Origin of the sequence: Polyangium jinanense (genome assembly GCF_028435265.1) — a bacterium.
In the GTDB taxonomy this organism is placed as follows: domain Bacteria; phylum Myxococcota_A; class Polyangia; order Polyangiales; family Polyangiaceae; genus Polyangium; species Polyangium jinanense.
Map to the genome: position 1 here is coordinate 1 of NZ_JAGTJK010000033.1, position 12,932 is coordinate 12,932.

9 protein-coding genes are annotated in these 12,932 nt (G+C 68.5%); 2 read left to right on the forward strand and 7 right to left on the reverse strand.

The genetic code is table 11. The features are described 5' to 3' along the window. Positions 1-589: 589 nt before the first annotated feature. Positions 590-3,268, forward strand: coding sequence for a hypothetical protein (locus tag KEG38_RS37740; protein WP_272425280.1), 2,679 nt, complete (start codon positions 590-592; stop codon positions 3,266-3,268). Positions 3,269-3,584: 316 nt separating this feature from the next. Continuing rightward, the gene (locus tag KEG38_RS37745) at positions 3,585-5,735 is read left to right on the forward strand and encodes a PEGA domain-containing protein (RefSeq protein ID WP_272425281.1); all 2,151 of its coding nucleotides are present in this window, start codon (positions 3,585-3,587) and stop codon (positions 5,733-5,735) included. Positions 5,736-6,207: 472 nt separating this feature from the next. Here the strand turns inward: KEG38_RS37745 and KEG38_RS37750 are convergent, their stop codons facing one another. The 7 genes from KEG38_RS37750 to rimO form a co-directional block, all read right to left on the reverse strand. Further along, positions 6,208-7,134, reverse strand: coding sequence for a hypothetical protein (locus tag KEG38_RS37750; RefSeq protein ID WP_272425282.1), 927 nt, complete (start codon positions 7,132-7,134; stop codon positions 6,208-6,210). Then, positions 7,134-7,628 carry a hypothetical protein gene (locus tag KEG38_RS37755; protein ID WP_272425283.1) on the reverse strand — a complete coding sequence of 165 codons (495 nt, stop codon included), beginning with the start codon at positions 7,626-7,628 and terminating at the stop codon, positions 7,134-7,136. Before KEG38_RS37755 ends, KEG38_RS37750 begins: the two co-directional genes overlap by 1 nt. A 183-nt stretch (positions 7,629-7,811) precedes the next feature. Beyond that, positions 7,812-8,438, reverse strand: coding sequence for a type IV pilin protein (locus KEG38_RS37760; protein ID WP_272425284.1), 627 nt, complete (start codon positions 8,436-8,438; stop codon positions 7,812-7,814). A gap of 150 nt (positions 8,439-8,588) precedes the next feature. After that, positions 8,589-9,278: a type IV pilin protein gene (locus KEG38_RS37765; RefSeq protein ID WP_272425285.1), complete on the reverse strand. Its 690-nt coding sequence runs from the start codon at positions 9,276-9,278 to the stop codon at positions 8,589-8,591. Positions 9,279-9,338: 60 nt separating this feature from the next. Further along, positions 9,339-10,841 carry a sigma-54-dependent transcriptional regulator gene (locus tag KEG38_RS37770; protein ID WP_276074226.1) on the reverse strand — a complete coding sequence of 501 codons (1,503 nt, stop codon included), beginning with the start codon at positions 10,839-10,841 and terminating at the stop codon, positions 9,339-9,341. A 144-nt stretch (positions 10,842-10,985) separates the two neighbouring features. Continuing rightward, the gene (locus KEG38_RS37775) at positions 10,986-11,393 is read right to left on the reverse strand and encodes a hypothetical protein (RefSeq protein ID WP_272425287.1); all 408 of its coding nucleotides are present in this window, start codon (positions 11,391-11,393) and stop codon (positions 10,986-10,988) included. A 71-nt stretch (positions 11,394-11,464) separates the two neighbouring features. Next, positions 11,465-12,898 (reverse strand): 30S ribosomal protein S12 methylthiotransferase RimO, encoded by a 1,434-nt coding sequence (gene rimO / locus KEG38_RS37780; RefSeq protein ID WP_272425288.1) that lies wholly within the window; start codon positions 12,896-12,898, stop codon positions 11,465-11,467. Positions 12,899-12,932: the final 34 nt, after the last annotated feature.

Below are 12,932 nucleotides of genomic sequence, written 5' to 3' on the forward strand. Positions count from 1 at the left end.
TCGGACTCCGTCGCCTGCCTCGTCCGCGAGACCGCCGCCCTGATCGGACTCCGTCGCCTGCCTCGTCCGCGAGACCCCGGCCCTGATCGGACTCCGTCGGGGCCTCGTCGACCAGGCACCCGACGAGGTCCGATCTCCTCCGGGGCCTCGTCGACCAGGCACCCGACGAGGTCCGATCTCCTCCGGGGTCTCGTCGACGAGGGATTCCGGGTGAACTTACCTCGTGGTCGCGTGTAGGCACCACACGAGGCGTCCTTCGCGTCTTCGCCGACCTTCGGTGTGGTTGACCTCACCATGCGGTGGATCCCCCCCACCCGCCGAACGATTCGATTTCTGGAAATGCGACGGCAATCTGCGCCTTGCTCCTGGAAGTCCACCATTGAACGAGGCTTCCATGGCCGCTTCCGCTTCCAAACCCGCCCCGCCTCCGCCCCCCGACGAAACGTTGGCCCTTCCGCCGCACCGATGATATTGCCGCGCCGTTCCGCGCCTTCTCGGCGTTGGGCAGGTCCCATCGGCTTCGAGCGTTCTGTCGACACTTGGGGCTCCGGATCGCCTTCGGCGTCCTACGCCCCAAACCCCACGCGGCATGGCCACCTCCCGTCTCTCCACCTTCGTCCGACAAGGACGCCGCCACGTCGCGCTCACCGTGCTCGGCGCTGCCGCCCTTGCGACGTTCTTGCCCCGCGGCATCCCGAACCTGGGCGCGAAGGACAGGTCCACGGCGCTTGCCTCGGCGCTCGCGTCGCAGGGCCTCGTTCTCACTGCCGACGACGTGGCCTGGATCGATCCGCCGCGTGGCGTCTGGGGCGCGCTTGGTGCGAAGAGCCGCGCCGTCGTCCGCGCCGCGCCTGCGCAAGGCGAGCCGAACGACCTCTACCTCGTGCACGCCGAGCTCTCGCCCGAAGGCGTCCTCCTCGATGTCGGCGGGGCCTACAATCTCACCGAGACGAGCGGCGCCGATGAGTCGCGCCCCGTCGTCCGTGGCGAACGACTGGCCTACGTCTCGAGCCCGCTCATCGCCGGCAGCCATCCCACCGTGCACGTCTTCGATCTCTCGGGACAAGCACTCGCGACCGAGGGCTGGACCCGCGTCGAGCGATTGCAGAACGCGCTCACGAACGCGCAGGAGACGGGACAACTCCGCGGCATCGGCAAGCGCACGTTCACGCTCGGCGAGGGCGAAGGCGAAGCCGCGGCGCAAGAGGCCGAACCAAAGGAAGGCGAGGCGCCCGCGCGTGACGTGCGATGCGCGCTCGAAGAAGCCACGCTCGTCGTGCGTGATGGAACCCGCGAGGCACGCGTGCCGCTCGATGGCCCTGCGACGCTCCCTGCTTGGCTCTCGCACGAGAGTGGGGAGATTGCGCGGCCGGGCAACGTCGTCACGTGGTCGGTCGATCGCGTGCGTGACGTCATCGGCGACGAGGCGATGCAGACGATCAAGGCCGTCGCGTTCGCGGGCCTCGAGGTCGTCATGCGGCAGAAGGAGAGCATGGGCGGCGAGCAGGCCGCGGCCGAGGCGATCGCGGAGGACCTCGGACAAACCACGCTCGAAGCGCCCACGCGTACGATGCCCACGGACCCCGAGATCGGCTGGCCACCGGCGCCGCTCGATCCGTGGATCACGCCCGCGCTCCCCGGCGAGGGACAGTGGAACCCGCAGGACAAGGATCCCTTCATTCGAAGGATCGAGGGCCTGCCGCCCGCGTTCGTCACGACGTACATCCGCCCTGATCGCTCACGCAAGACGACGCGCGTGTTCATCGTCGTATGGGATCCGCGTCAGGTGGAGCTCCACATGATGGCCGGCACGGTCGAGCCGAAGGGCGCGACGGGTGAAGCTGGGCCGGGCCTCATCCCGCGTGATCCCGCGGTGCTCGAGCGTGTCGTCGCTGCGTCGAACGCAGGCTTTCAAGCGCTGCACGGCGAGTTCGGCATGATGGCCGACGGCGTCGTCTACTTGCCGCCGAAGCCGTACGGCGCGACCGTCGCCGTGCTGCGTGATGGCTCCACGGCGTTCGGGAGCTGGCCCGAGGATCAGAGCATCCCGCCGAACGTGATGTCGTACCGACAGAACATGACGGTCATGGTGCTCGACGAGAAGTTCAACCCGTACAACCGCTCGTGGTGGGGCGGCACGCCGCCGGGTTGGGCGGACAAGACGCACACCGTGCGCACGGGTATTTGCCTGACGAAGGAGAAGTTCGTCGCGTACTTCTACGGCGCGGATCTCGGCCCCGAAGGGCTCGCGCAGGCAATGATCCAGACGCGCTGCTCGTACGGCATCGCGCTCGACATGAACGCGGGTCACAGCGGGCTCGAGTTCTACAAGGTCGCGCAAGAAGGCGAGATGGATCCGCTCGGCAGGCCCTTGCAATACGACTGGGAGTCGGAAGGCACGGTCTCCGGCATCGACGGATGGAAGTTCCGCGGCAGGCGCTTCATCCGCGGCATGGGCCTCATGAACTTCCCGCGCTACATCAAGCGCGAGGCACGCGACTACTTCTACATGACGCTGCGCCACGTGCTGCCGGGCCCGGGGATCACGCCCGTCGCGCAACCGCCCGTCGACGGCGAAGGACAGTGGCGCGTGAAGGGCTTGCCGCAGCATGGTTTTCCGTATGCGCTCGCCTCGACGGAGCTGCGCATCGACGCGGCGCGGCCCGATCGCAAGGCGCGCGTGGTGAAGATCGATCCACGCACGGTGGCGGCCGCGAAGGCCTCGGCGCAAAGCGCGGGCAAGACCGTGGCGGTGCTCGATGCGGGCCCGGCCGATGCAGGTGCGGGATCGGCGTCGCTCTGGGCTTCGGCCGGCGCGTTCGCGATCGGCGCGGAGTCGCCCGTCGAAGGCGCGGTTCGCCTCGCAACGGGCTCGCCGAACGCCGCGGTCGCCGCGGCCGCCGTCGGCGTGAACGACAAGGACGGCATGCTCCTCTACGTCGAGCTCTTGACGCCTGCGGATGCTTCCGCGGCCGACGCAAAGGCGCTCGACGCGCTCTTGAAGAACGCGGGATGCAGCACGCGGCTGCTTCTTGCGAAGCCGCTCGCGGTGGCGCTCGGCGGCGACACGGATCTCGCCGGCGCGGCCGTGCATCCGCCCCAGGGCCCGACGGCCGTGCGCCTCGCCCGCGCCGAGGCCCCCGGCGGCCGCCGCTTCCTGGAGGACACGCCCATCGTGCCTTTCGACAAGTGGTATCCGCTGCAACAGAAGCGGATCCGCTACTTCAAGAAGCCCCAGAAGGACCCCGCTGAGGGGGCGTCGAACTGACGGATCGCACCGTTCGGTGCGTGGAAGCTCGCTTCGCGAGCTTCCCTCTAGGGGGTGAATCGTCCCGGCTTCGCCCGGACGAGAGGGGGACGCGAGGCGTCCCCCTTGGGACCGAGGGACGAACTCCGCGGAATCATGTGAAGAAATTCGCGAAGCACGCCAAGCGCGGCTAGGCTAGGCGTGTCTCGGTTTTCCCGCCTGGGCGCGGTGCGAACACGGAGACCCATCGACCCTCTACTCGCGTCGCGCGAGATGTGCGAAAGGGTTTCCTGTCGTCCGCGGCGTAACGTCGCATTCTGTCGAGGAGTGGCTGAACATGGCCGATGATAAGGGCAGCGATCTGGACGTCTTCGAGGGGCTAGCGAAGAAGGCTCCTCGCAGCACCACGCCAGGACTCATGCCGCCGCCCCCTTCGGGAGCTGCCCGCAAGAGCACGCTGCTCGGCGGGGTCGCACCCGTTCCCCTTCCGCCCCCGCCTGGAAGCGGCGGACCCTTGCCCCCGCCCCCGAGCGCGTTGCCCCCTCCGCCAGGGGCACCCTCGCAGCGGATCGCGACGCCCCTGCCGCCGCCGCCCGGCGCAGGCGCGTCTTCGATCCCGCTGCCGCCGCCGCCGGGAGCCGCCACGTCGGTGCCTCTTCCCATGCCCCCCGCGCCGCCGCCCGGAGCCGCCACGTCGGTGCCGCTGCCGCCGCCGCCCGGAGCCGCCACATCGGTGCCGCTCCCGCCGCCGCCAGGCGCAGGCAACTCCTCGCTGCCGCTGCCGCCGCCGCCCGGAGCCGCCGCGCCGGTACCGCTGCCGCCGCCCCCCGGCGCGCCGACCGGTGAAGCCCCCGCCGCGAAGGTGGGCCCCGGCGGCAAGGCCGTCGACATGGACTGGGACGACGAGGAAGAGTCGACCCACGTCTTCGACGCGAGCAAAGGCGACCCGCACCCGACCGGCCCGCGCCCCGCCGCCGGCATGCCTCCCATGAGCAGCGCGGCCGCGGCCCTGCTCTCCGGCTCGGGTGGCTCCGCGCGCCCCGCGCCGCTGCCCCCGCCCGTCGCGGTTCCGACGCTCGGCACGTTGCCGCCCGGCGCCGCGATGCCGCCGCCTCAGGCGCCCGGCGTGTCCACGACGCTCGCCTCCGCGGGCGTGGTGCCCGTCCCCGCGATGCCGCCCTCGCAAGCGCCGATGACGGCGCGCTCCGAGGCGACGGCGATCCGCCCGCGCCCCGATCTGGTCGGCATCCCCGGCGTGCAGCCCGCGCCGTCGTCCGGCGGCAGCAAGATCGCCATCATCCTCGGCGCCGTCGCGCTCGTCGCGGTCATCGGCCTCGGGGTCTTCATGTTCCTGCCGAAGAAGGGCTCGCTGAAGATCGACATCCAGTCGAAGGGCGCGTCGATCAGCAAGGCGGAGATCTTCGTCGACGGCCAGAAGAAGTGCGACACCACGCCCTGCGTGGTCGCCGAGCTCGGCCCCGGCGAGAAAACGGTGCGTGTCATCGTCACGGACCTCGGCAAGGACGAGAAGGTTTCGGCCGTCGTCGAGGCCGGCAAAGAGACGCCCGTCATGGTCACGCTCGAGACCAGCGGCGCTGCGCCCGGGACGTCGTCCGCGCCGGCAACGGCGAGCGCGAACGTGACGGGCCTGAAGATCCTCGCCGCGACGCCGAACACGAAGGTGTGGATCGACGGCACGGATAAGGGCGTGCTCCCGGTCGAGTTGAAGGACATCACGGCCGGCTCGCACAAGCTCAAGTTCGAGGCCGGCGACCGCTACGACAGGCTCGAGCAGACGGTCGACATCGAGGCCGGCAAGCTGAAGGAGATCGGCCCGATCAAGCTCAAGGTGCTGCGCGGGCAGATCGTGCTCGAGCTCGCGACCGAAGGCGCGGCCGTCAAGCTGGTCAACGCGAAGAAGGAAGAGAAGAAGATCCCCGAGAAGGAGTGGAAGAACCAGCCCGTCAAGATCGACCTCGATCCCACGGCCGGCTGGAAGCTCGTCGCCACGAAGAAGGGCCTCGACGACTTCTCGCAAGATCTCACCTTCGACGACGGCCTCGCCGAGAAGCCGATCCGCATCGCGCTCTACGAGCCGGGCAAGGCGCCGACGAACGACGCCGTGGCGAGCGGCTCGGCGAGCGGCTCGGCGAGCGGCTCCGCGAGCGGCTCCGCGACCGACACGGGCTCGGCGACGGGCTCGACGTCGAGCGGCTCGACGTCGAGCGGCACGTCCGCGACCGCGTCGACAGCGTCGGGCGGCGACAAGGCGCCGGCCACGGGCAACGGGACGCTCAACATCAACTCGATCCCGGTCTCGAAGGTCGTCCTCGACGGTCGTCCGCTCGGCAGCACGCCCAAGGTCGGCGTGAGCGTGCCGGCCGGTACGCACACGGTGACGTTCATCCACCCCGACAAGGGCAAGCAGACGGTGAGCGTGACCGTGAAGGCCGGCGAGACGAAGACGGCCGCCGTCAAGTTCAAGTGAACCTGCCCCTCACCTCGCTCTCCTCCCCTCTCCCTCGCAGCTGAGCATTAATCTCATCTGGGAGGCGCTGCGCTGGGGCTTTGCCCCAGGCCCCACCGGGGCTATCCGCCCCTGGACCTGGACCAGCGCAAGCGCTGGACCCGGGGTCGATGAACTGCGCAACGCGCAGTTCATCGAACAGGCCAGGTCAAGACCAACGACGACCCTGCCCATCAAGACCGCGGCGCTGACGATTCAACAGGCAACGTGCCCGTCGCCAGCGTGCAACGCACCTTCCTGGTCTTGCCACCGGCCTGTTGGAAGAACTGCGCGATGCGCAGTTCTTCCACGAACGGTCCAGGGCTTGCCCTGGTTCGGGTCGAGGGGCGAACAGCCCCCGCGGGGCCCGGGGCAGCGCCCCGGCGCGACGCCTCGCGATGAGACCAATGCTCAGCCCTCGCACGGAGAGGGGATGGGGGTGAGGGAACTCCCCTCAGCGCTGCTCTTCCGAACTCGCCTTCGCCCACGCCTGCCACGTGAGCGCGCAGCGCCGATCGTTCGCGTGCGCGCCGCCCGCGCAGTACGCCGGATCGAACGGCGGACCGAGCACGAACAGCGTCGACTTGCTGACGAACGGTACGTCCCGCAGCGTGAGCTCGAGCATCTCCGACTGCCGTCGACGATACGCTTCGAGCTTCGCCTCGCCGACGAGGGATGCGAGCTGCTGCTGGAGCCGCTCGCGCAGCTCCTCGTCGTCCGTCACCGCGAGCGTGCGCTGAATCAAACGGATCGCTGCATCACGCTCGCCTTGCCGATTCAGGATCCCCGCGCCTGCGACGGCGGCCCATCCCATGGCACCCGCATCCCCGCCGAGCTCCGCCGCGCGCGCGAGCATGCGCGCGCCGTCGGCCTTCCATGCCGCGCGCTCCTCCGGATCCGTCAGGTACGTACCGGGCGCGATGAACGCGATGAACTGACCCGCTGTCCTCCACACCTCGGGATCGAGCGGCCGATTTCGCGTCCCGCGTTCGAGGATTGCCCGCGTCCGATCGATGTCCGCGCGATCGGCCTCCGCGATCTGGAGCGTGATGAGCGCGTCCGAGAGCAAGTATGGATCTCGGAACTCCGGATCGAGCTCGTTGATCGTGTCGATGAGGTCCGCGACGTTCTCGAAGCGCCGACGTTCGAACGTGTGCAGCCCCTGCGAGACGAGCACGTGTGCCCACAGCACGTCCGCGAGCGCTGCGCGGTAGCCGAACGAGAGCGTCACGACCTCCTTCGGCGGCGGCAAGAGATGCACGTCGCTCGTCTCCTTCACGCGCGCATGTTGTTCCGCGACGCGCGCGCGAACCGATCCGATGCACAGCGCCGACACGCCCACCACGATCGCGGTCCGGACGTAGTCGGAGAGCGCGGGCATCACTCCACCTCGCGATCCACGAACATGCCGGGCAAGACGCGCGGAGGTTGTCCCGGCACGCGCTCGCCGCGCACCTGGAACGTCGACAGCTTGCCGTCGCCGTCGAGATCACCGTGTGCGGTCGCGACGAACCGCATCACGCGTGTTACCGGATCGAGCTCGCTCTCGAACTTGAACGAGAACGCGTGCGGCTCCTCGATGCGGAAGTCGAGCGATCGCCACGTGAGGTGCTCCCAGATCTCGGGAGGATCCGTGACGCGCACGCCGCGCGGGACCTCGGCCGGTGTGAGCGGCGCGGCCGGTGGGAAGCTGATGTCCTGCGGCTTGCTCTCTGCGTACGCGACGGCGTGTGTGACCAGCCGATCGAGGTTGTCGAGCGGCTCGCTCAGCTTGGAGGCGTGCAGGTTGCGGATGAACGCGGGCACCGCCACCGCGAGGACGCTGCCTCCGATCGCAAAGGCCACGCTGAGCTCGAGCGCGCTCCATCGCGACATGCCCCCCTTCTAGCGCGCCGCTGCGTCGGTTTCCACCCGAGAAGCGCGCGGCCCCGGGGCCCAGGAAAACACGCCGCTTCCGCGAGGATGCTCGATAAAAAACGAAACCCGGACCGCAATGCGCGGCCCGGGTCCCGGAGGCGAGGTCCGTTCGGCGCGCCCGAGGCGCGCTTCAGGTTTGGATCACTCGTACTCGTTCGAGATGAAGACCTGGGTCGAGCGAACGAGCTGCTTCGTGGTGCTGTCGACCTGGCCGGTCAGCGTGAAGATGCCGTACTCGCTGCTGTCGCCGTCGAGATCACCCTTCGCCGCCGCCTCGAAGCTCTCGGCGCCGCTGACCGACGGACCGGCCGGCGTGGCGAGCTGACCGACGGGCGCGCTGCCCTTCGTGTACGAGTACTGGTAGTAAATCGGGTCGCTGATCTCGAAGCGGAGGCACTTCCAGCCGTTCGTCGAGTCGCCACCGGCGAAGTCGACCGCACCGCTGTTGTTCGGCTGGTACTTCTTCGCCGCCGGGACGCCGGCCTGGGGGACGGAGTTCGTCGCCGTGCCGCAGAGCGAGTGCGTCGGGACGTTCGACTCCTGGCCGAGCTGCAGGAGCTGCGAGGTCGTGTTCTCGCGCTCGTACGACTCGGCGGCGGCGCGGGCGATGCGGCCGACCGAGTTCTTCGCCTCGCTCGTCTTGGCGCTCTTCAGGTACCGGTTCACGCCGAAGATCGCGAGCGCCGCGAGGACGCCGATGATGGCGACGACGATCATGAGCTCGACGAGGGTAAAACCACGCTTGTCGTAACGCTTGAATGCACGCATGACGGACCTCCTCCTCTGGCAGACGAAATGTTTCGGAGCGGCAAACCTCGCCGCGAATCTGTCGATCCCCCCTCGACGAGTCAAAAAATGCTCGTCGGATCCTGGGATCTCATACGAAATCGAATCGCCGACGTCCCAATCGATGCTTCGTCACTCGTCGTCGCCGTTTTTCGGATCGACGCAGAGCTCGCCCGTGAGCGAGGACGATGCGAAGAGCGAGAATTCGTTGTCGGCGTCCTGGTCTCCCGCAGCCTGCACCACGAACCACGGACCATTCACGGTCGCGTGCGCCGTAGCCCAGTTTTGGCAAAACGGCACGTTGGCGACCCCCTCAGAAGGGGCGATTCCCGCGACCACCGCATAACCGAAGCGCACCGGGCCGTCGGTCGTCACATTGAGCTGCATCCAGCAATCGTGGAGTGCATTGCCCGTCTGACCATTGTCCCAATTCCGCTTCTTGTCGTTCGGCGTGGCCGGATACCAAGGCGTGAACGATTTCGTACACCCGAGATACTGAAACGTCTCGGCTCTGTAGGCTTCCTCCGCGACACGAATCCCGGAGACGACGGCCTTCACCTCCGACGCCGCAGCGCCTCGGATGTAGCGGCGATACCCGACCATCGCGATCGCCGCGAGCACGCCAATCATCGCCACCACGATCATCAGCTCGGAGAGCGTGAACCCACGGCGCTTTGCGTAGCTCCTGGGTCGTTCACCGAACTGCATCGTGTTCTTCGTTAAAGCACGGCTCGTGCCACCCGCGATCCGCGCCCCGAGGCGCACCCGGAGAAACGAACGATCCACCTCGATCCAGCGGCTTTCTCCGGCATTTTCGTTCATCGTGGTGGATCCTTGACGCTCGGGGAATGTACCTTTCGCGTCGCACGGTGACCAAAATTGTCACCGGCGGGCTTCGCGTGGTGACGATTCTCGTCGCCCCCCCGCCGGCGCCGGCTGGGCAGGCACGATCGAGCCCTCCGTCTCGTCGTCGTCGTCGGCCGCGTCCGTGTCGAGCCCGTGCTTCGCGAGGCGGTAGCGCAGCGAGCGGAACGTGACGCCGAGCAATTTCGCCGCGGCTTTGCGCACGCCGCCGCTTCGCTCGAGGGCCTGCAGAATGAGGCGCCGTTCGACCTCGCCGAGCACGTCCTCGAGCACGCACCCCTCCGGCGGGAGCTCCGAAAGAAGAGGCGCCGGGCTCGCCGAGAGGCCGCTCACCTGCGCAGGCAAATCGCCGAGTCCGATCGCAGGCCCCGACGCGAGCGCCACCGCGCGCTCCATCATGTTCTCGAGCTCGCGCACGTTGCCGGGAAACTTGTAAGCGTCGAGCGCGCGTAATGCGTCCGTCGTCAATCCCCGGACGTCCTTGCCGAGCTCGTTCGCGAATCGACGCACGAATCGCTCGGCGAGCCGCGCCACGTCCCCCGGGCGATCCCGCAACGGCGGTAGCTCGATTCGAATGACGTTGAGTCGATAATAGAGGTCCTGCCGGAATTTGTTCTGCCGAACGTCGGCCTCGACGTCGCGATTCGTCGCCGCGAGGACACGCACGTCGACCGGAATTTCGGCCGCGGCGCCCACGGGCCGCACCTTGCGCTCCTGGAGTACGCGGAGGAGTTTGACCTGGAGCGAGGCGGGCAGCTCGCCGACCTCGTCGAGCAGGACCGTGCCGCCCTCCGCCTCGCGGAAGAGGCCAAGCGCGCGCGCGCCCGCGCCCGTGAACGCGCCTTTCTCGTGGCCGAAGAGCTCGCTCTCCATGAGCGCCTCGGGTAGCGCGCCGCAATTGACCACGAGGAAAGGTTTTCCCGAGCGATCGCTGCGATCGTGCAGCGCCCGCGCGACGCGCTCCTTGCCCGTGCCGCTCTCGCCCGTGATGAGCACCGTGGTGCGCGTGGGCGCGATCTTTCCGACGATCTCGGCGACACGTCCCATCGCGGGGCTCGCGAAGATGTCGTTCTCGGCGGGCTCGAGGCGCGAGATCTGCGCGCGGAGGCGCTGGTTCTCGAGGAGGATGCTGCTCTTTTCGAGGGCCTTCTGCGCGAGCGCGATGACCTCCGCCGGCGAGAAAGGTTTGCCCACGAAGTCGTACGCGCCCTTCTTCATCGCATCGAGCGCGTTCTCCACGCTCGAATGCGCGGTCATCACGATGACCTCCGTCGCGGCCGATCGTTGCTTCGCGGCCGTGAGAACCTCGATGCCCGATCCGTCCGGCATCACGAGGTCGGTGATCACGAGCGGGAAGGGCTGCGGGTTCTGCTGCAAGGCCTCCATCGCAGCGCGCACGCCCGGCGCGGCGACAACCTCGATCCCGTGCCGCCGAAAGGCGATCTCCAGGACCTGCCGCAGCGCAGGCTCATCATCGATGACGAGGATCTTCGTCGGGGTCGGCGGAACACTGAGCGGCATGGAGGCCATCCTGCAGAAATTATCATGCCGCTCGTCGGGCGCGCAGAATCTCGCAGGCGTTCTCCGCCGAGAAACGCGTGGCCCAGCCTCCGGCGCGCGCGCGTCGTGAGCAGACGCGCCGCGCCAGGTCAGGGCACTGTCACTTCATTTGCAGGCGGACGGATCCGCCGGGCCGGACGGGGTGAGATCCTGGACGACGAAGGTGGTGCGTGCGCTCTCGTCCTCGCCGAGGTCCTGCGCGACCCAGGCGAGGTCGCAGAGATCGGCCGCGATCTGGACCTCGTATCGGCCGTCGCGGTCGCGATCCTCGACGACCGCGCCCTCGCCCGTTCGCTCGTTGAAGACGATGACGATGGCGCCTTCGAGGCATGCGCCGGAGATGGTCCACAGGCCCGGCGCCGCCGCCTGCGGAGAGATGAAGTCGGGCGGCTCGGGCGGAGGGAGGGGGAGGGTCGGGCTCAGGCAACCCGGGAGCGCCACGAGGAAGGCGGCTGCGAAACACCGGAGCAAGGAGCGGCGACCCATCACGCGGGCGCCCGGTGCACGACGCATGCCCCGCGAAACCTAACGGATCTTCTGGAAAAACGTGGCGATGAACGCGGCCTCGCGGGAGGCCGAGACAACTACGTTGCCATGGTGCGCCCGTCGGTTTGCAACACGCGCAGGCTGATGCGTTTTTTCGGGAGATCGACGGTGAGCGTCGGCGCGTGGTCCGCTTCGCCTTCGTCGAGCAACTCGCCAACGAGGTCGTAGTCGCTCGCCTGCGTGATGCGCACGCGGCGGATCTCGCCCGGACGCGCCTCGCCGCCCGAGAGGTAGACCTGGCCGTCGATGTCGGGCGCCTGGCCGCGATGGCGGCCCATCTGGACGAACTCGTGCTCGTCGCTCGTGCCCTCGACGAGGACCTCGAGCTCGCGGCCGATGAGCGCGGTGTTCTTCTTGTGGGCGATGCGCCGCTGCAGCGACATGAGCTTGCGGTAGCGGTTCGAGGCGACGCGCGCCGGCACCTTGTCGGGCATCTCGGCGCTGCGCGACGACTCTTCGTCGGAGTAACGGAAGACGCCGACCCGATCGAACTCGGCCCACGTGACGAAGTCGACGAGGTCCTTGAACTCCTCGTCGGTCTCGCCGGGGTGGCCGATGATGAAGGCGGTGCGGAAGGTGAGGTCGGGGATGTCCTTGCGCAGGCGCGTGACGAGCTTGCGGAGGCGTTCGCCGCCGTGGCCGCGGCGCATGCGGCGCAGCATGCCGTCGGCCGCGTGCTGGAGCGGCATGTCGATGTACGGGACGACGCGCGGGTGCTGCGCGATGAGCTCGACGAGCTCGTCGGTGATCGTCTCGGGGTAGAGGTAGAAGAGGCGCGCCCAGTGAAGGCCCGGGACGTCCGCGACGCGACGCACGAGCTCGGCGAGCGTGGGGCGCGCGCCGGCAGGCAGATCGCGGCCATAGGCGATGGTGTCTTGCGAGACGAGGTTCACCTCGCGCACACCCGCGGCGACGAGCTGTTCGACCTCGGCGACGACGTCCTCGACGGGGCGCGATCGCTGGCCTCCGCGGAGCTGCGGGATGACGCAGAAGGAGCAGGTACGATTGCAGCCTTCGGCGATCTTCACGTAGGCGCTGCCGCCGGGCGTGGAGATCGTGCGGGGATCCGAGGCGCGGACGACCCAGTCGGCGGGGTTGCCGACGAGCATGCGATCGGCCTTGCCCGTGAGAACCTGCTCGAGCTTGAGCATGTCGCTCGAGCCGAGGATGTGATCGACCTCGGGCATCTCGTCGGCGATCTCGGTGGGGTGGCGCTGCGAGAGGCAGCCGGCGACGACGAGCTTCTGGAGGTGCCCGTCCTCCTTGAGCTTCGCCATCTCGAAGATCGCGTCGATCGACTCCTTCTTGGCCTCGCCGATGAAGCCGCAGGTGTTGACCACGATCACCTCCGCGTCCTCGGGGGCGGGGACGTGGTCGTAACCAGCGCGTCGCGCCACGCCGAGCATGACCTCGGAGTCGACGCGGTTCTTCGGGCAGCCGAGGGAGACGAAATGAATCTTCTTGCCGGACATGGGAACAATCCTGGGAGGTCGGAGCTTGACACGG

Coding starts and splice junctions, on each gene's coding strand:
- KEG38_RS37740 (WP_272425280.1), top strand. CDS start 590: ATGGCCACCTCCCGTCTCTCCACCTTCGTCCGACAAGGACGCCGCCAC.
- KEG38_RS37745 (WP_272425281.1), top strand. CDS start 3,585: ATGGCCGATGATAAGGGCAGCGATCTGGACGTCTTCGAGGGGCTAGCG.
- KEG38_RS37750 (WP_272425282.1), bottom strand. CDS start 7,134: ATGCCCGCGCTCTCCGACTACGTCCGGACCGCGATCGTGGTGGGCGTG.
- KEG38_RS37755 (WP_272425283.1), bottom strand. CDS start 7,628: ATGTCGCGATGGAGCGCGCTCGAGCTCAGCGTGGCCTTTGCGATCGGA.
- KEG38_RS37760 (WP_272425284.1), bottom strand. CDS start 8,438: ATGCGTGCATTCAAGCGTTACGACAAGCGTGGTTTTACCCTCGTCGAG.
- KEG38_RS37765 (WP_272425285.1), bottom strand. CDS start 9,278: ATGAACGAAAATGCCGGAGAAAGCCGCTGGATCGAGGTGGATCGTTCG.
- KEG38_RS37770 (WP_276074226.1), bottom strand. CDS start 10,841: ATGCCGCTCAGTGTTCCGCCGACCCCGACGAAGATCCTCGTCATCGAT.
- KEG38_RS37775 (WP_272425287.1), bottom strand. CDS start 11,393: ATGCGTCGTGCACCGGGCGCCCGCGTGATGGGTCGCCGCTCCTTGCTC.
- rimO (WP_272425288.1), bottom strand. CDS start 12,898: ATGTCCGGCAAGAAGATTCATTTCGTCTCCCTCGGCTGCCCGAAGAAC.